At 71.0% G+C, this 18,028-nt stretch carries 12 protein-coding genes; 7 read left to right on the forward strand and 5 right to left on the reverse strand.

The window, feature by feature from the left end; translation table 11 throughout:
- Positions 1-10 precede the first annotated feature (10 nt).
- Positions 11-2,572: a magnesium-translocating P-type ATPase gene (gene mgtA / locus DJ017_RS16510; protein ID WP_111529747.1), complete on the forward strand. Its 2,562-nt coding sequence runs from the start codon at positions 11-13 to the stop codon at positions 2,570-2,572.
- Here mgtA and DJ017_RS16515 read toward each other — a convergent pair.
- On the reverse strand, positions 2,569-3,339 hold the full coding sequence (locus DJ017_RS16515; protein ID WP_111530145.1) for a sulfite exporter TauE/SafE family protein: 771 nt from the start codon (positions 3,337-3,339) through the stop codon (positions 2,569-2,571). The genes mgtA and DJ017_RS16515 overlap by 4 nt on opposite strands.
- Before the next feature lie 32 nt (positions 3,340-3,371).
- Complete coding sequence (locus DJ017_RS16520) at positions 3,372-3,704, reverse strand: ArsR/SmtB family transcription factor (protein ID WP_111529748.1); 333 nt, start codon at positions 3,702-3,704, stop codon at positions 3,372-3,374.
- 67 nt (positions 3,705-3,771) lie between these two features.
- On the opposite strand from DJ017_RS16520, the gene DJ017_RS16525 reads away from it, so the two are divergent.
- Together DJ017_RS16525 and DJ017_RS16530 are read left to right on the forward strand one after the other, a co-directional pair.
- Positions 3,772-4,647 carry an MBL fold metallo-hydrolase gene (locus DJ017_RS16525; RefSeq protein WP_111529749.1) on the forward strand — a complete coding sequence of 292 codons (876 nt, stop codon included), beginning with the start codon at positions 3,772-3,774 and terminating at the stop codon, positions 4,645-4,647.
- 93 nt (positions 4,648-4,740) lie between these two features.
- On the forward strand, positions 4,741-5,934 hold the full coding sequence (locus tag DJ017_RS16530) for a cytochrome P450 (protein WP_111529750.1): 1,194 nt from the start codon (positions 4,741-4,743) through the stop codon (positions 5,932-5,934).
- A gap of 63 nt (positions 5,935-5,997) precedes the next feature.
- Here DJ017_RS16530 and DJ017_RS16535 read toward each other — a convergent pair whose 3' ends face one another.
- A complete protein-coding gene (locus tag DJ017_RS16535) occupies positions 5,998-8,160 on the reverse strand; it encodes a M3 family metallopeptidase (protein ID WP_111529751.1) in 2,163 nt (720 codons plus the stop codon).
- Between the two features lie 252 nt (positions 8,161-8,412).
- On the opposite strand from DJ017_RS16535, the gene DJ017_RS16540 reads away from it, so the two are divergent.
- Together DJ017_RS16540 and DJ017_RS16545 are read left to right on the forward strand one after the other, a co-directional pair.
- Positions 8,413-8,811: a DUF2946 domain-containing protein gene (locus DJ017_RS16540; protein ID WP_227000176.1), complete on the forward strand. Its 399-nt coding sequence runs from the start codon at positions 8,413-8,415 to the stop codon at positions 8,809-8,811.
- Positions 8,812-8,883: 72 nt separating this feature from the next.
- A complete protein-coding gene (locus tag DJ017_RS16545) occupies positions 8,884-11,145 on the forward strand; it encodes a TonB-dependent receptor (RefSeq protein ID WP_111529752.1) in 2,262 nt (753 codons plus the stop codon).
- A 3-nt stretch (positions 11,146-11,148) separates the two neighbouring features.
- Here the strand turns inward: DJ017_RS16545 and DJ017_RS16550 are convergent, their stop codons facing one another.
- Both DJ017_RS16550 and DJ017_RS16555 read right to left on the reverse strand, forming a co-directional pair.
- Entirely contained in the window at positions 11,149-13,674 is a 2,526-nt protein-coding gene (locus tag DJ017_RS16550) for a cation-translocating P-type ATPase (protein ID WP_111529753.1), read from the reverse strand.
- Between the two features lie 44 nt (positions 13,675-13,718).
- The gene (locus DJ017_RS16555; protein ID WP_111529754.1) at positions 13,719-15,626 is read right to left on the reverse strand and encodes a potassium transporter Kup; all 1,908 of its coding nucleotides are present in this window, start codon (positions 15,624-15,626) and stop codon (positions 13,719-13,721) included.
- 159 nt (positions 15,627-15,785) lie between these two features.
- On the opposite strand from DJ017_RS16555, the gene DJ017_RS16560 reads away from it, so the two are divergent.
- Together DJ017_RS16560 and DJ017_RS16565 are read left to right on the forward strand one after the other, a co-directional pair.
- The gene (locus tag DJ017_RS16560) at positions 15,786-17,336 is read left to right on the forward strand and encodes a DUF4118 domain-containing protein (protein ID WP_165830661.1); all 1,551 of its coding nucleotides are present in this window, start codon (positions 15,786-15,788) and stop codon (positions 17,334-17,336) included.
- Positions 17,333-18,022, forward strand: a complete 690-nt coding sequence (locus DJ017_RS16565) for a response regulator transcription factor (RefSeq protein WP_227000177.1) — start codon at positions 17,333-17,335, stop codon at positions 18,020-18,022. Before DJ017_RS16560 ends, DJ017_RS16565 begins: the two co-directional genes overlap by 4 nt.
- Positions 18,023-18,028: the final 6 nt, after the last annotated feature.

Raw genomic sequence — 18,028 nt, forward strand, 5'->3', positions numbered from 1 at the left:
ATGAAACCTCATGCACGCTCGCTCCCCGACGCTGGCCGGAGAGTCCGCGCCGCCCTTCTGGGCGTCCGCGCCGAAGGCGCTGCTCGAGCGCCTGGGCGCCAGCCCCGAGGGCCTGACCTCGGCCGAGGCGGCGCGGCGGCTGAAGGTCCATGGTCCTAACAGCGTGCACGAGCAGGAGGCCCTCTCGGCCGCCCGCCTGCTGCTGCGCCAGTTCCAGAGCCCGCTGGTGCTGATCCTGGTGTTCGCCGCGGTGATCGCCGGCGGCCTGCGCGAATGGATCGACGCCTCGATCATCCTGGCCATGGTGCTGGGCTCGACCCTCCTCGGCTTCTTCCAGGAGCACCGCGCCTCGCGGGCCGTCGCCGAGCTGCGCGCAAGGTTGGCGTTGACCGCCAAGGTGCGCCGCGACGGCGCGGTGGCCACCCTGCCCTTTTCCGAGATCGCGCCTGGCGACGTGGTCCTGCTCTCGGCCGGCGCGGTCGTTCCGGCCGACGCCCTGATCCTGAAGGCCACCAACCTGCTCGTCAGCGAGGCGGCGCTGACCGGCGAATCCTTCCCGGTGGAGAAGAAGCCCGGGACCGTGGCCGCCGAGGCCGCCCTGCCCGCCCGCACCAACGCCGTCTTCCTGGGCTCCTCCGTGCGATCCGGCGCGGGCGAGGCGCTGGTGGCGCGCACCGGCCGCGCCACCGAGTTCGGGGCCATCGCCGAACGGCTGAAGCAGAAGCCCATCGAGACGGAGTTCGCCCGCTCGCTCCGCCGCTTCGGGACCATGCTGATCCAGGTGATGATCGGCATCGTCCTCTTCGTGCTGATCGTGAACCAGCTCCTTGGGCGGCCTTTCATCGACAGCCTGCTGTTCTCCGTCGCCCTCGGCCTCGGCATGTCGCCGGAGCTCTTGCCGGCCATCGTCAGCGTCACCCTCTCGGCCGGTGCGCGGCGCCTGGCGCGCGAAGGGGTCATCGTCCGCCAGCTCGAGGCCATCGAGAATCTCGGCGGGATGACCGTGCTGTGCACCGACAAGACCGGCACCCTGACCGAGGGCGCGATCCGGCTCATGGACGCAGTGGATCCCGCCGGCCACCCCTCGGCCGACGTCAAGCGCCTCGCCTTCCTGAACGCGGCGCTCCAGGACGGCATGGACAATCCGCTCGACGAGGCGGTGCGCCAGGCCGGCGCCGGTCTCTCCGTGAAGCGCATCCGGAAGCTGGGGGAGATCCCCTACGACTTCACGCGCAAACGGCTGTCGGTGCTGGTGCGCGAGGATGGTCATCCGGATCGCCCGCTGCTGATCACCAAGGGCGCCTTCGACCCGGTGCTGGCCCTGTGCACACGGGTGGCGACCGCCCGGGGCGAAGCGGCGCTGGACGCCAAGGCGAGGGCGAAGCTGCAGGCGTTCTACGAGACCAAGGGACGCGAAGGGCTGCGCCTGCTCGGGCTGGCGACGCGCATCCTTGCACCCGGCGGGCGGCTGACGCTCGGCGATGAGGCGGAGATGCGCTTCGAGGGGTTTCTGATATTCCTCGACCCGCCCAAGCCCGAGGCCGTCGAGGCCATCCACCACCTAGCCGGCATGCACGTGGCCGTGAAGGTGATCAGCGGTGACAACCGTCATGTGGTCCGCCACGTGGCCGAGGCGGTGGGGCTGAAGGCCAACCAGGTGGTGACCGGCGAGGCCCTCGCCGGCCTCTCCGCCCAGGCCCTGGCGCACCGGGTCGAGCACGCGCAGCTGTTTGCCGAGGTCGATCCGCAGCAGAAGGAGGCGATCATCCGCGCCCTGCAGCGGCGTGGCCATTGCGTCGGCTACATGGGTGACGGTGTGAACGACGCCCCGGCCCTCTACGCCGCCGACGTGGGCATCTCCGTCGACCAGGCCGTCGACGTGGCGCGCGAGAGCGCCGACGTGGTGCTGCTGCGGCGCGATCTCGACGTCCTGCGCCAGGGAGTCGCCGGCGGCCGGCGCACCTTCGCCAACACCCTGAAATACATCTCGATCACCACCAGCGCGAACTTCGGCAACATGGTCTCGATGGCCCTGGCCGCGCCGCTGCTGCCCTTCCTGCCGATGGCCGCCAAGCAGATCCTGCTCAACAACTTCCTTTCCGACCTGCCGGCGCTGGCGATCTCAAGCGATGCGGTCGATCCGGCCCAGCTGCGCACCGCCCAGCGCATGACCATCGCCGACATCCGCCGCTTCATGGTGGTCTTCGGCCTCATATCCTCGGTCTTCGACCTGACCGCGTTCGCCCTTCTGCTGACCGTGTTCCGCACCACCGAGCCCCTTTTCCAGACCGCCTGGTTCATGCTCTCGGTGCTGACGGAGCTGACGGTGATCATGGTGCTACGCACCCATGGGCCGGTCTGGAAGAGCCGGGCGAGCCCGTTGCTGGAGGGCACGGCCGCGGTCGTCGGCACCGCGGCGCTCCTGACCCCGTTCCTGGGGCCGGTCTCCCGCCTGTTCGGCTTCGCCCCCTTGCCGCCCATGCTGCTGCTCGGGATCTTCGCCCTGGTGGCGGCCTATCTGGCGGCCACCGAAGCGGCGAAGCTCAGGTTCTTCAGGCCCCGCAGACGCTAATGCGTGGCGCGCCAGGCGACGTAGCCGGCGGCCAGGATGACCATCACCGCGAACACTCGGCGGGCCGTGGTCGCATGGCCTTCCAGCAGGCGCGCGGTCGGGGCGCCGGCCAGGGCGCCGAGGCCGCCGCCGGCGATCAGGGCGAGGAACAGCGGCCAGTCGACGAGGCCCGAGGCCGCATAGCTGGCGCTGGTCGCCGCGCCGAACAGGGCGACCGACACCAGGGACGAGGCCGCGGCGTGGGCCAGAGTCATGCCGGTGGCGGCCATCAGGCCGGGCACGATCAGGAAGCCGCCGCCGATGCCGAAGAAGCCGGCCGCGAGGCCGGTGATCAGGCCCAGCGGGGCGATGCGCAGGACGTGGCGCAGGGTGAGCCGCACCGACGGGTCCCCCTCGCTCTTCTTCGGGGCCAGCATGGAGGCGCCGATCACCGCCATGGCGAGGGCGAACCAGAGCAGCAGGCTGTGGCCGTCGACCTGCTTGGCGATCTGGGCGCCGGTCAGCGAGCCGATCAGGCCGGCGGCGCCGAAGGCGACGGCGCACGGCCACTTCACCTGGCCGGCGCGGGCCTGGGCGCCGAGCGCCACCAGGGCGTTGAGGCTGACCGCCGCCGAAGCCGTGCCGATCGCCACGTGGGGGTCGCGCACGCCCACCCCATAGAGCAGCAGCGGCGTCGCCAAAACCGAGCCCCCGCCGCCGAACAGGGCGAGGAGGAAGCCGATGCCGGCGCCGCCGAAGGCCGCCGCCACATAGGCCCACAGGTCCAGGGAATCGTAGGCGGCCAGGGTGATGGTGCTGGTCACGGCGCCTTGCCCTCCCGGGGCGGACAGAAGATCTCGGCCAGGGTGGCCACCACCTTGGCGGCGGCCTCGTCGGCGAAGCGATAGAAGATCGTCTGGCCCTCGCGGCGGGTGGCGACCACCCCTTGCTCGCGCAGCAGCGCGAGATGCTGGGAGAGCGCGGACTGGGAGAGGCCCACCAGCGACTGGATCTGGCCGACCGACAGCTCGCCGTCGCCGAGCTGGCAAAGGATCATCAGCCGCCGCTCGTTGGAGAGCGCCCGCATCAGCTGCGCGGCGCGGCCGGCGCTGGCCTCAAATTCGGTGATGTCGAAGCTGGCGAGATCGAACATGATTCCGATATATGAGTTGTTTCTAAATTAGCAACTTCTTATATGCAGGAGACAAGGAGCCGCGCCCATGCCTTCCGCCCATCGACCCGACGTCCAGGCCTTCTTCGACCCGGCCACGTCCACCGCCACCTTCCTGGTCTCCGATCCGGCGACCAAGGCCGCGGCCATCGTCGACCCGGTGCTCGACTTCGATCCCAAGTCGGCGCGTATCTCCACCCGCTCGGCCGACGCGGTGCTGCAGGCGGCCAAGGCTCAGGGCCTGCACGTGACCTATGTGCTCGAGACCCACGCCCACGCCGACCACCTGTCGGCCGGGGACTACATCCGGCGCGAGACCGGCGCCGGTATCGTCATCGGCGCGCACATTACCGAGGTGCAGAAGGTCTTCATCCCCCGTTTCGAGGCCGACGACGTGAGCGCCGACGGCAGCGTCTTCGACTACCTGGTGGACGACGGCGAGGCCCTGGCCCTGGGCGACCTTAACATCGAGGTCATGCACACGCCCGGCCACACCCCGGCCTGCGTGACCTATGTGATCGGCGATGCGGCCTTCGTCGGCGACACCCTGTTCATGCCCGACTACGGGACTGCGCGGACGGACTTCCCCGGCGGCGACGCGACCGCCCTCTACCGCTCGATCCGCCGGATCCTCAGCCTCCCGCCGCAGACGCGCGTCTTTGTCGGGCACGACTACTTGCCGCCCGAAGGTCGCACCGAGAACCGCTGGGAGACCACCATCGCCGAGGAGGCCGCCGGCAACGTCCACGCCCACCAGGGCGTCACCGAGGACGCCTTCGTCCAGGTCCGCCGCGCGCGTGACGCCACCCTGGCGCCCCCGGCGCTCATCCTGCCGTCGTTGCAGGTCAACATCCGCGCCGGCGCCCTGCCCCCGCCGACGCCTGGCGGCCATGTCTTCCTCCGCCTGCCGGTCAGCGTCGGCTAGCGCTTGCCTGCCCCGCGGTAAGTCTGGCCTGATCCCTCCCCAAGAAGAGCCCTTGGGTAAAAGCCTTTGGGCAAGTGCCTTGGGAGGGCCGCCATGGACATCGATCTCCTGTCGCCGGAGCGCTTCGCCGGCGGCCAGCCGCACGACCAGTTCCGCTGGCTGCGCGAGCACGACCCCGTCCACTGGCACGCGGAGCCGGGCGGTCCCGGGTTCTGGGCGGTGACGCGCTACGAGGACGTCCGCGCGGTCGACCGTGACTTCCAGACCTTCTCCTCCGAGCCGACGATCATGATCGCCGACCCGACGCCGGAGGCGGGCACGGCGTTCGGCCCCTACAAGATGATGCTGATGATGGACCCGCCGGAGCACACCGGCTTCCGCAAGCTCATCCGCTCGGAGTTCACCCAGCCGGCCGCCCACCTGCGCGAGGGCCGCATCCAGGAGCTGGCGCGCCAGATCGTCGATGCGGTGGCCGACAAGGGCGAGGTCGACTTCGTGGCCGAGGTGGCCGGCGAGATGCCCTCCTACGTCATCGCCGAGCTGATGGGGCTGCCGCTCGACGACGGCCGTAAGCTCTACGAGCTGACTGAGACCATCCACACCGCGCCCGAGGCCCTGCCGCCCGGCGCCGGGGCGGCCGCCGTCGGCAAGATGTTCGAATACGCCATGGGGGTGCTAGCCGAGAAGCGCGCCCGCCCCACCGACGATCTCGCCTCCAAGATCATCCACGCCGAGGTCGACGGCCGCCGGCTGGAGGATCCGGAGTTCCTGCTGTTCTTCCTGCTGCTGGTCGACGCCGGCGGCGACACCACCCGCAACCTGCTGTCCGGCGGCCTCCTGGCCCTGATGCAGAACCCGGACCACTTCCGCTGGCTGATGGAGGATCTGGACGCCCGCCTGCCGGCCGCCCGCGAGGAGCTGCTGCGCTACACCTCTCCGGTGATCTACATGCGCCGCACCGCGACCCGCGACACCGAGCTGGGCGGCACGCAGATCAAGAAAGGCGACAAGGTCGTCATGTACTTCGGCTCGGCCAACCGCGACGCCGCCAAGTTCGAGGCGCCCGACGCCCTGGCCCTCGCCCGTCCGGAAAACGAACACATCGCCTTCGGCAACGGGCCGCACGTGTGCCTGGGCCAGCACCTGGCGCGCATCGAGATTGACGCGATGTTCAAGGAGGTCCTGACGCGCATGAAGGACTTCGAGCTCGCCGCCGAACCCGAGTGGCTGGCCTCGAACTTCATCTCGGGGCCCAAGGCCATGCCGGTGCGGTTCCGCAAGGCCTGACCTCCGCGCGTTTTCTGCGGTCCAAAAAAAAAAAGGCGGCCCGAGAGCCGCCCTTCGTCATCACTACTTGTCGCCGCCTTCGGCCGCGAGGCCGCGGTGGCTGAGCATCGGGCCGATGTCGGGATCCTTGCCGTAGAAGGCGCGGAACATCGGGCCGTACTCCTCGGTGTGGCCCTTCGAAAGGATCAGGTCGCGGAAGCGCTGCCCGTTCTCGCGCGACAGGCCGCCATGGCTCGAGAACCAGCTCCAGCTGTCGTCCGCCAGCATCTGGGTCCAGAGGTAGGCGTAGTAGCCGGCCGCATAGCCGTTGCCCCAGATGTGCAGGAAGTAGCTGGAGCGGTAGCGCGGCGGCACGTCGGCGAAGTCGACGTTCCCGGCCTTCAGCGCCTTCGCCTCGAAGCCGTCGATGTCGGTCTGCTTGGGCGCGTCGGCGCCCAGCGAATGCCACTGCATGTCGAGCTCGGCCGCGGCGATGAGCTCGCCCATGGTGTAGCCTTGGTTGAAGTCCTTGGCCCGGCGGATCTTTGCCACCAGCTCCTGCGGGATCGGCGCGCCGGTCTTGTAGTGCACCGCGTAATGGGCGAGCACCTTCGGCTCCAGCGCCCAGTTCTCGTTGAACTGTGACGGGAACTCCACGAAGTCGCGGGCGACGTTGGTGCCCGAGAGGGTCGGATACTCCTGCGCCGCGAACAGGCCGTGCAGCGCGTGGCCGAACTCGTGGAACATGGTGGTGACGTCGTCGTAGCTGATCAGCGCCGGCTGGCCGGGCGCGGGCTTGGTGAAGTTCGCCACATTGAACACCACCGGCTTCGTGCCCAGCAGCTTCGACTGGCCGACGAAGTTGCTCATCCAGGCGCCGCCCGACTTGTTGTCGCGCTTCCAGTAGTCGAAGTACATCAGGCCCAGCACCGAGCCGTCCTTGTCGTGGACCTCGAAGACCCGCATCTCGGGCACGTAGGTCGGGATGTCCTTCCGCTCCTTGAAGGTGATCCCGTAGAGCTCGGTGGCGGCGTAGAGCACGCCATCGGTGAGCACCTTGTTGATCTCGAAGTAGGGCTTCAGCTCCTCGTCGTTGAGGTCGTACTTGGCCTTGCGCACGCGCTCGGAGTAGCGCTCCCAGTCCCACGGCTTGACGGTGAAGTCCTCGCCGCCCGCCTTGATGGCGGCGTTGATGTCGGCCGCCTCGCGTTCCGAGCGGGCGCGCGCCGCCGGGGCGAGCTGGCCGATGAAGCGCTGAACCGCCTCGGGGTTCTTGGCCATCTGGTTCTCGAGGACGTAGGCGGCGTAGTTCGGCTGGCCGAACAGCTTGGCCTTCTCGGCGCGCAGCTTGGCCATGGAGGCAATCAGGTCGCGGGTGTCGTTGGCGTCGCCCTTCTGGGCGCGCGTCCAGCTGTGCTCGAACAGCTCCTGGCGCACGCTGCGATCGGAGAGATCCTGCAGCAGCGGCTGCTGAGTGGTGTTCTGCAGCGGCAGGACCCACTTGCCCTTGAGGCCGCGCGCCTCGGCCGCCTGGGCGGCGGCCGCGACCTGGGCTTCGGAGAGGCCGGCCAGTTTCGACTTGTCGTCGGTGACATAGGCCCCGGCCTTGGCCGCGGCGATCAGCTTCTGCTGGAAGGCGGTGCCGAGGCTGGAGAGCTGCTCGTTGATCGCCTTCAGCTTGGTCTGGTCGGCGGCCGAAAGCTTGGCGCCGGAGCGGACGAACTCGTCATAGACGACCTTCACCAGCTGGCGCGCCTCGGGATCCTTGAGGCTGTCGCGCTTGTCGTAGACGGTCTGGACACGGGCGAAGAGCTTGGGGTTGAGGAAGATGGCGTCGTGGTGGGCGGCCAGCTTCGGCGAGGTCTCGGCGTCGATCTTGTCGAGGGTGTCGTTGGTGTTGGCGCTGGTCAGGGCCGAGAAGACGTTGATCACCCGGTCCAGCATCTGGCCCGAGCGCTCCATGGCGACGATGGTGTTCTCGAAGGTCGCAGGCGCGGGGTTGTTGGCGATCTTGGCGATCTCGGCCTTCTGCTCCGCCATGCCGGCGTAGATCGCCGGCTTGAAGTCGGCGTCCTTGATCTTGTCGAACTGCGGCGCGTGCAGAAACAGCGGGCTCGGCTTGGCGAAGACGCTTCCGGCGGCGCCGGCGGCCGGCGTCTTGCCGGCCTTGGCCGGAGCGGCGTCGGCCGCGGCGGCGGCCAGCGCGCAGACGGCGGCGCCCAGAAGAAGCGTGCGGATCGGATTCATGAGGCGGTTTCCCCGAGGCTTGCCGCGCGACTTCCGGCGCGGATTTGCGATTGCGCTTACCGCTACAGCATGGGCCGCCCCTGACAAGGCGCCGCCCCGCAACTTTTCGCCCGCACCGGTGGGCGAGGCGCAAGATTCCGCCTGGCGGAGAGTTGTCGGGGGCCCGGGAACGGCCAATTCGGACCGGCGTTCTCTGCGCACGCCGGCCAGACACGACGCCCCCCGCCCCCCTGCCTCACCACAAGCGCCGCCATGAACCGGGGACGCAGAAACGGCGATCGTTCGCGCGAAGGGCTCGCGCCCATCGCGGCCGCCTTCGCGGTCTTCGCCCTGCTGATCCAGGCCCTGCTGCCCGCCGCCGCCCTGGCCGCAACCCGCGGCGACGGCCCGGCCCTGGTGGTCTGCACCCTCGACGGCTCGAAGACGGTCTTCAGCCAGGCCCTGCCGCAGCCCAAGCCCAAGGGCTTCGCCGGCCTGCCCTGCCAGGATTGCCTGGTGGCGGTGAGCGCCTTCCTGGCGACCCCGGTCCTCTCCGTCGAACCGGGCCCCGCCGTCTTCGTCCGCATCGCGCACGATGTCCGCCCGGCCGTTCGCCTGGCGCTCGCCCGCGCGCCGCCGCGCCCCTTTGGGCAAGGCCCACCGATCCCCTGAGACTTCAGAGCCGCACGTCGAAGCCGCGCGTCCGCATCAGGCGCGCCTGCGTCCTCGCATCTCAGGAACAACATGGTCACGCTTTTCTGCGCGCTCCGCCGCGCCGTCCTCGCCTGCGCCGCCGCCGGCGCCCTTCCCGCAACCCACGCCCTCGCCGACGAGGCGCCGGTCCTCGGTCCCGTCACCGTCCAGGGCCACGCGCCAGCGCCGGACGAACCGCTCTCGACCCGCAGCCTCGCGGCCGAGGAAATCGCCCGGACGATCAACGCCACCACCGCCGAAGACACCCTGAAGTACCAGCCGGCGATCTTCGCCCGCCGTCGTCACATCGGCGACACCCAGGCCCCGATCACCACCCGAACCTCTGGCGTCGGGTCCAGCGCGCGGAGCCTGATCTATGTGGACGGGGTGCTGATCTCGGCCCTCATCGGCAACAACAACTCCACGGCCTCCCCGCGCTGGGGCATGGTCCAGCCGAGCGAGATCGACCGGATCGAGGTCCGCTATGGCCCCTTCTCCGCCGCCTACCCGGGCAATTCGATCGGCGCCGTCGTCGAGATCGCGACGGGTGAGCCGGCGGCCTTCGAGGCCAGCCTCGCCTCCACCGTCGAGGTCCAGTCCTATCGCCAGTACGGGACCAAGGGGACCTATCCGGCCTACCTCGGCCAAGCCTCGATCGGCGATCGCGCGGGGGAGCTCGCCTGGCGGCTGAGCTTCGAGCACCTCGACAGTCGTGGCCAGCCGCTCGCTTTCGTGACCGCGACCCGGCCGGCCCGCCCCAGCGCCGCCGGGACGGTCGTCACCGGCGCCTATCCGGACCTAAACCGCACGGGCCAGCCGATCGTGGTGCTGGGCGCCGGCGGCATCGAGCGCCAGCAGGTGGACAACGCCAGCCTCGCCCTCGCCTGGACACCGTCGCCCTTCTTCGAGGCGCGCTACCGCGCCGGCCTGTTCGCCAACCAAGACCGCGCCGAGGTGCAGAGCTACCTGACCGACGCGGCCGGCCGACCGGTCTATGCCGGCGCCCTGAACATCGGCGGCTACGCCTACCAGGTCCCGGCCAGCGCCTTCTCGAACAACACCTACCGCCTCGACGAACGGCACTGGATGCAGGCGCTCACGCTCTCCGGCCGGCCCTCCGCCGACCTGGTCTGGCGGGCCAGCGCAAGCCTCTACGACTACGGCCTCGACCGGCAGCGCACGCCGACGCTCGCCCTGCCTGCCGCGGCCGCCGGCGGCGCAGGCACGATCCTCGACCTCGGCGGCACGGGCTGGCGCACCCTCGATGCGAGCCTCACCTGGAAGGGCCTGACCGGCGGCGCGCACTACGACCAGTACCGCCTGGGGTCCGATCGCTACGCCACCACCGACTGGATCGGCGGCCCCAAGGGCGCGCTCCTCGCCGCCGCGCGCGGCCGGACCGAGACCAGGGCGCTCTATCTGCAGGACCTCATCGCCTTGACCCCGGCGCTGAACCTGACCCTCGGCGCGCGGCAGGAAGCCTGGCGCGCCTCCGACGGCTTCAACTTCCAGAGCGCGCCGGCCCTCGCCGTCCATCAGCCTGGCCGCCGCGCCAGCCGCACCTCGCCCAAGGCCGTGCTCGCCTGGACGCCTGACGCCGACTGGACCCTGACCGCTGCGGGCGGCATGGCGTGGCGCTTTCCGACGGTGAGCGAGCTCTACCAGGCCGTGCCCCAAGGCTCGCAGGTCTATGTCCCCAACCCGAGCCTCGCGCCCGAGCGGGCGATCTCCACCGAGTTGTCGGCCCGTCGGCGCTTCGCCTGGGGCGAGACGCGCCTGACGGTCTTCACCGAGGACGTCGACGACGCGCTCATCTCGCAGACCGCGCTCACCCCGTTCGGCTCCAGCGCCTTCGTGCAGAACGTCGACAGGGTGCGGTCGCGCGGGGCCGAGGCCGAGGTCGAGGCGCGCGACGTCCTGCCGAGGCTCGATCTGGCGGCGAGCCTCACCTACGTGGACTCGAAGATCGTGCGCGACCGCGCCCTACCGGCGGCCGAGGGCAAGCGCACGCCGCAGATCCCGCGCCTGCGCTGGACGGCGGTGGCCACCTGGCGGGCCAGCGAGCGGCTCACCCTGACCGGCGCCATCCGCCATTCCGACCGTGTGTACGGGACGATCGACAACTCCGACCGGCTCTCCCACACCTACATGGGCTTCGAGGGCTACCTAGTGGTCGACGCCCGGGCGGTCCTGAAGCTGGACGAGCACTGGCAGGCCGCGCTCGGGGTCGAGAACCTCGGCGACCGCTCGTACTTCCTGTTCCATCCCTTCCCCCAGCGGGCGGTGCTGGCGGAGCTGAAGTACGACTGGTGACGCCTAGGGGCCGCGGGTGACGGCGGCGCCGGCCAGGCCTGCGAGGGCGCCGGCGCCGAACCCCGCGCCGGCCGCCAGGGCGATGGCCCAAGCCGCCGGGGTGGTGAACTGGAAGAGGGCGGCGAGCCATGGGGTGGCGAGGGCCGTGGCGAGCAGCGCCACCGCCACGGCCGAGGTAACGATGAAGCCGCGCCGCCCCTCGCCGCCGCGCAGTCCCGCCACAACCCCGGCGAGGCCGAGGTCGCCGCCGACCACGGCGATCAGCGCGGCCGCGCGGGCCGCCCCCTCGCCCTGGCCCAGAGCCATGAGGCCCCAGTCGAGGCCGAAGGCGACGGCCAACATGGCCACGCCTTGCAGGCAAGCCACGAGCACGCGCGCGCCGTTGAACAGCGGCTCGCCCAGCCGCCGCGGCGGGCGAGCCATGGCGCCCCGGGCGGCGCGGCGGCCCTCGAACACCACCGAGCACATCGGATCGATGATCAGCTCCAGGACCACCACCTGCATGGGGAAGAGGACCGGCGGCATGCCGAGGATGACCGGCAGGAGCGCCAGGCCGGCCACCGGAACGTGGACGGCGATGATGTAGGAAAGCGCGGCGCGCAGGTTGGCGAAGATCCGCCGGCCGTGGGCGACGCCTTGCACGATGGAGGCGAACCGGTCGTCGAGCAGCACGAGGTCCGCGGCCTCGCGCGCCACGTCCGTACCCCGGCGGCCCATGGCCACGCCGACGTCGGCGGCCTCCAGGGCCGGGGCGTCGTTGACCCCGTCCCCGATCATCCCGACCACGGCCCCGCCGGCCCGGAACGCCTCGACGAGCGCCAGCTTCTGCTCCGGCGCCACGCGGGCGAAGACACGGACTTGCTGCACCCGTTCGATGAGCGCGGCCTGCGACAGGACGGCGATCTCCGCGCCCGAGAGCACGCCGCCCGAAACGTCGAGGCCGGCCTGGCGTGCGATCTCGAGGGCGGTGGAGGGATAGTCGCCGGTGATCATCGCCACCTCGACCCCGGCGGCGCGCGCCCTGGCGAGCGCCGCCGGGACGTCCTCCCGCACCGGGTCCTCGAAGCCGACGAGGCCCTCCAGGGCGAAGGCCGCCTCGGCCGGATCGACCAGGCCGTCGTGGGCCAGCCTGGCGGAGGCGACGCCCAGCACCCGCAGGCCGCGGGCGGCGAAGCCGGCGACAGCGGCCTCCACCGACGCCGCTTGCGCCGCGCTCATCCGGCAGAGGCGAAAGATCGCCTCGGGAGCGCCCTTGGCGGCGAGCAGCATCTGGCCGTCCGGCTCCCGCCACATCTGCACGAAGGCGAGGCGCTGCGGCGTCAAGGGGAAAGTCTTCAGGGGCCGGCGACCGGCGTCGGCGCGCGCGCCGGCCATTTCGCGGACGGCCCGGTCCATCGGGTCGACCGGCTCGGGCGCCGAAGCGAGCGCCGCAGCCTGCACCAGCCGCTCGGCCTCCCGCGAGCGGGCGTCCGGCGCGAGCGTCTCGCCCTCTCGCCAGAGGGCAGCGACCCGCATCCGGTTCTCCGTAAGGGTGCCGGTCTTGTCGACGCAGAGCACGCTCATGGCGCCGAGGGTCTCGATGGCCGCTCCGCGGCGCACCAGCACCTTTTCCCGCGCCATGCGGAAGGCGCCGAGCGCCAGGAAGATCGCCAGCACCATCGGGAATTCTTCCGGCACCAGGGCGATGCCGACGGTGATCCCGGAGAGCGCGCCGCGCGTCCAGTCGCCCTCCACCACGCCGTAGAGCAGGAACACCGCGGCCGAGGTCAGCAGCGCCAGGACGCCCATCTGACGGACCAGCCGGCGGGTCACCTTCTGCAGCGGGGCGGCCTCGAGGTCGAGGCCGGCCAGGGAGGCGCCGATGCGGCCGATCTCGGTGGCCGCGCCGGTCCGCGTCACCACGGCCACGCCCTGGCCGCGGGTGACCAAGGTGCCGCCGAACAGCCAGGGGCCGTCCGCCTCGCCCGGCCGAGCCCCCGCGCCGTCGGCCGCGAGTTCGGGATGGGGGGTCTTGTCGACCGGCACGGATTCGCCGGTGAGGGCGCTTTCGTCGAGGCTCAGCACGTCGCCGGCGATCAGGGTGGCGTCGGCGGGCAGACGCTCGCCCTCGCCGGTCAGCAGGATGTCGCCGGGCACTAGGTCGCTTGCGGCCACCCGCCGGGTCTCGCCATCGCGGATCACGCGCGCCTGCGGCTCGGCCAGCCGGCGCAGCGCCGCCAGCGCCCGCTCGCTGCGGGCCTCCTGCAAGACCACCAGGGCGATGGTCGCCACCGAGCTGACCAGCAGGAACAGCGCCTCGGCCGGGTCGCCCATGGCGAAGTAGATGCCCACCGCGCCGAGCAGCAGCAGGAACATCGGCTCGCGCATGGCCTCCCGGACGATCTGGAAGACGTTGCGCGTCCGCCGCACGGCCAGCCGGTTCGCCCCGAACGCCTCCAGCCGCCGCGCGGCCTCCTCCGCCGTCAGACCTTGAAGCAGGCGCTGGAGATCCGTCGGCGCCTCGCCGCGCGCGGAGGATGTGCTGGGCATCGCCGCAATCTAGCCCGGCGATGCCCGCTCAGTCTTGATCTGCCTCAGAAGGCGACCTGGGCGCCCAGCTCCACCACCCGGCTTGGCGGAATCTGGAAGAAGTCCGCCGCCCGTTGGGCGTTGCGCATCAGGAAGATGAACAGCAGATCCTGCAGGTGGGGCAGCCCCGCGTGGGGCCGGGCAAGCAGGGTGCGCCGGCTGACGAAGAAGGACGTCCGCATGATGTCGAACTTCACGCCCTTGGCGCGGGCGAGCGCCAGGCCCTGGGCCACATTCGGCCGCTCCATGTAGCCGAAGTTGAGGGTGACCGCCTTGAAGCCGGGGCCGAGCTCGCGCGCCTCGACGCGTTCGGCCTCGGGTGTCCGGGGGCGGCGCTGGATCTTGACGGTCAGGAGCACGACCTGTTCGTGGAGCACCTGGTTGTGCTTGAGGTTGTGCAGCAGCGAGGCCGGCGCGATCTCCGGGTCCTGGGTCAGGAACACCGCCGTGCCGCGGGCCCGCATCGGCGGTCGCGAGGCCAGCATGGCGATAACGTCGGCCATCGAGAGGTCGCTCTGCTCGGCCCGCGCCAGCCGCTCGAGGCCGCGGGTCCAGGTCCACATGACGAGAATCAGGCCGAAGGCGATGGCGAGCGGCACGTATCCGCCGTGCATCACCTTGAGCAGGTTGGCCGCCAGGAAGGCGCCCTCCACGAGGAGGAAGGGCGAGAAGGCGATGACCGCCTGCCACAATGGCCGATGCTTGATCCGGCGAACCGCGACGACCGCCAGGATCGAGGAGGTGATCATCGCCCCCACGACCGAGATGCCGTAGGCGTCGGCGAGCGCGTCGGAAGACCCGAAGCCGAGCACCAGGGCGGCGACGCCGGTCATCAGGATCCAGTTGATCTGCGGCACGTAGATCTGCCCCTCGTGCTCCTCGGACGTCGGGGTCAGGGTCATGCGCGGCAGGAGGCCGAGTTGGACCGCCTGCTGGGTGAGGGAGAAGGCGCCGGAGATCACCGCCTGGCTGGCGATCACCGTCGCCGCTGTGGCCAGGAAGACGAGCGGCAGCTGGAACCAGTCCGGCGCCATGAGGAAGAACGGGCTCGCGGCGGCGGCGTTGTCGGAGAGCACCAGCGCCCCCTGGCCCAGGTAGTTGAGGGTCAGGCAGGGAAAGACCAGCGCCAGCCAGGTGATCTGGATCGGCTTGCGACCGAAGTGGCCCATGTCGGCGTAGAGCGCCTCCGCGCCCGTCACCGTCAGGAACACCGAGCCCAGCACCGCCGGCGAGAGGCGCGGATGGCGCTCGAAGATGGCCAGCCCCTCCAGCGGATCGAGGGCCTGAAGGATGCGCGGCGCGTGGGCGATAGAGGCCAGGCCCAGGCAGGCGATGACCGCGAACCAGACGATGCAGATGGGACCGAACCAGCGGCCCACCCCCCCTGTGCCACGCCGCTGGAACATGAACAGCGCCACCAGGATCACCAGGGCGATCGGGACGACGAAGGCGTCGATCCGGCCGTTCAGGCTGTCGATCACCTTCAGCCCTTCCACCGCCGAGAGCACCGAGATCGCGGGCGTCAGGATGGCGTCGCCGAAGAACAGCCCCGCCCCCAACATCCCGATGGCGGTGATCGCCTTCAGGCCGGACCCGCCCGCCTTCTGGACCAGGGCGGTGAGGGACAGCGTGCCGCCCTCGCCCTTGTTGTCGAAACGCAGCAGGACCAGCACGTATTTGACGGTGCAGATCACCATCAGGGTCCAGAACATCAGCGAAACGACGCCCACAATGTCGGCGGCGGCGATGCTCCCGTCCGCGTGTCGCAGGTGCCCGATGGACTGCTTGAAGGCGTAGAGCGGGCTGGTTCCGATATCGCCATAGACCACGCCGGCCGAGGCGATCGCCAGGATGGCGAGGCTCTTGAGGGACTTGGACGGCTCACGGCCCGTCTCGGCCAGGGACGCGGACATTGTGCGATGAAGATCCGGCGCTGTTGCGGCGCGGCTTCTCACTCCGATCGCATAAAAATCCCATGTGGTTGTGGGCCTTCGAAGCGTCGCCGTCCTTGCTTTGCCGCAATGGGAGTCCTTTCTCTCTGCATGGAACCCCGCGTTCGAAAGGAGCGCGCCATGGTCGAGACGATCCCGCCTGCCCTCGGAAGCCCGCTGCGCGAGGGGCCGCGATGGCTGGGCTACGGCCTGTCCGTGCTGCTGGTCGCGACCGCCACCCTGGCCGCGGTGATCGTCAACCAGCTGGTGGCGATCCCGAACCTGTCGCTGGTCTTCGTGCTGCCGGTGCTGATCGCTGCGATGAGCTTCGGCTTCGGACCGGCGCTCGCGGCCGCCCTGCTCGGGGTGGTGGCCTACAACTTCTTCCTGATCCCGCCGCTCTACACCTTCCGCGTCGCCGACCCTGGCAACCTCTGGGCGCTGGGGCTCTTCCTGATCGCCGCGGCCATCGTCAGCGCCCTGGCCGCGCAGGCGCGCCGCCAGGCGCTGGCCGGCGCGGCGGCCGGCGAGCAGGCCCAGGCGCTGCAGGCGCTGGCGCGCGAGCTGGCCGGCGCGGCCAACCGCCAGCGCATCGTCGCCGCCGGCGCGGAGGCCCTGCACGCCCTCTTCCATGCGCCGGCCGTGATCCTCGCGCCCGGGCCCGAGGAGATGATCCTGGTGGCCCAGTCGGGGCTCGGGCTCGAGGGCGGCGCGGAGGTCTCGGACGGCGACAGGGAGGCCGCGCGCTGGGCGCTCGCCTCGCGCCTGCCGACCCGCGGCGGCGCCTATCCGGTGGAGACGGCGAGCTTCGACTTCTGGCCGGTGGTCACGCCTCTGCGCAGCCACATCGCCATCGGCTTGGCGATCAGCGGCCGCGATGAAGGCCGCCCCGCCCAGCCCGAGCGGCTGGTGGAGACGGTGGGCGGCTACCTCGCGGTGGCCCTCGACCGGGAGGAATACGCCCGCCAGCTCCTCGAGAACCGCGTCCAGAAGGCCTCCGAGCAGCTCAAGACCAACCTCCTGGCGGCCGTCTCGCACGACCTGAAGACGCCGCTCTCGACCATCCTCTTCACCCTGCAGACCCTCAAGCGCTTCAAGGCCCGCGACAGCGCCGACCGCGACGCCCTCCTGGACCTTGCCGAGACCGAGACCGCGCGGCTCTCCGGCATGGTCGGCAACCTGCTCGACATGAACCGCCTCGAGGGCGGGGCCGTGGCCGTGCGCGCCGCCCCCGTCGACGCCGCCGACCTGGTCGCCGAGGCGGTCCGCCGCGCCCAGGCGCCGCTCGCCGGGCACCCGCTCGCCAACGAGGTCACCGCCGGCCCGCGCCTGATGGTCGACGCCTCGCTCTTCGAGAGCGCCCTCGCCAACGTGCTGGAGAACGCCGGCAAATATGCGCCCAAGGGCACCGGTGTGCGGATCAGCGCCGGCTTCGATGAGGGCGAGGGCTGGATCGAGGTGGCCGACGAGGGCCCCGGCTTCCCAGGCCCGCCCGAGCCGCTGTTCGAGAAGTTCGCCCGCGGCGTCGCCGGCGACGGGCGACCGCCGGGCACGGGCCTCGGCCTCGCCATCGCCAAGGGCTTCCTGGAGGCGCAGGGCGGCCGGATCGAGGCCGGGGCGCGGGCCGATGCGCCGGGCGCCTACGTGCGGCTGATCGCGCCCGTCGCCGCCGCGAGGACGCAGCCCGCGTGAGCCCCGCCATTGACGCCGTCACCGATCCCGCCACCGTGCTCGTGGTGGAGGACGACCCGAGCCTCAACACCGCGCTCGCCACGACCCTGCGCCTCGCCGGCTATCGGGCGGTGACGGCGCGCAGCGCCGCCGAGGGCCTGCGCTGGTTCGCGCACTATGCGCCCGACCTCGTCCTGCTGGATCTCGGCCTGCCGGACCGCGACGGCCTCGGGGTGATCGCCGAGATCCGCCACAAGAGCCGCACCCCCATCGTGGTGCTCTCCGCCCGCGACACCGAGGCGGTGAAGGTCGAGGCGCTGGACCTCGGGGCCGACGACTATGTGCAGAAGCCATTCGGCGTCGATGAACTGCTCGCCCGCCTGCGCGCCGGGCTGCGCCATGCGGTGCAGGCGCGCGGCGCCGAGCCGCTGGTTCGGGCCGGCGACGTGGTGATCGATTTCGGCCGACGGACGGTCACCCGGGCAGGCGAGCCGATCAAGCTGTCGCCCAAGGAGTTCGATCTGCTCTGCGAGCTGGCCGTCAACCTCGACCGCACCGTCCGCCACAAGGACCTGCTGCGCGCCGTCTGGGGCGACGAGCGGGCCGACATCCAGTACCTGCGCGTCTACCTCGGCCAGCTGCGCCAGAAGCTCGGGCCCGAGCGCATCGTCTCCGAGCCCGGCGTCGGCTACCGCCTCCGGGCCTGAGCCCGA

Source organism: Phenylobacterium soli (assembly GCF_003254475.1).
Lineage (GTDB): Bacteria > Pseudomonadota > Alphaproteobacteria > Caulobacterales > Caulobacteraceae > Phenylobacterium > Phenylobacterium soli.

Coding starts and splice junctions, on each gene's coding strand:
- mgtA (WP_111529747.1), top strand. CDS start 11: ATGCACGCTCGCTCCCCGACGCTGGCCGGAGAGTCCGCGCCGCCCTTC.
- DJ017_RS16520 (WP_111529748.1), bottom strand. CDS start 3,704: ATGTTCGATCTCGCCAGCTTCGACATCACCGAATTTGAGGCCAGCGCC.
- DJ017_RS16525 (WP_111529749.1), top strand. CDS start 3,772: ATGCCTTCCGCCCATCGACCCGACGTCCAGGCCTTCTTCGACCCGGCC.
- DJ017_RS16530 (WP_111529750.1), top strand. CDS start 4,741: ATGGACATCGATCTCCTGTCGCCGGAGCGCTTCGCCGGCGGCCAGCCG.
- DJ017_RS16535 (WP_111529751.1), bottom strand. CDS start 8,160: ATGAATCCGATCCGCACGCTTCTTCTGGGCGCCGCCGTCTGCGCGCTG.
- DJ017_RS16540 (WP_227000176.1), top strand. CDS start 8,413: ATGAACCGGGGACGCAGAAACGGCGATCGTTCGCGCGAAGGGCTCGCG.
- DJ017_RS16545 (WP_111529752.1), top strand. CDS start 8,884: ATGGTCACGCTTTTCTGCGCGCTCCGCCGCGCCGTCCTCGCCTGCGCC.
- DJ017_RS16550 (WP_111529753.1), bottom strand. CDS start 13,674: ATGCCCAGCACATCCTCCGCGCGCGGCGAGGCGCCGACGGATCTCCAG.
- DJ017_RS16555 (WP_111529754.1), bottom strand. CDS start 15,626: ATGTCCGCGTCCCTGGCCGAGACGGGCCGTGAGCCGTCCAAGTCCCTC.
- DJ017_RS16560 (WP_165830661.1), top strand. CDS start 15,786: ATGGTCGAGACGATCCCGCCTGCCCTCGGAAGCCCGCTGCGCGAGGGG.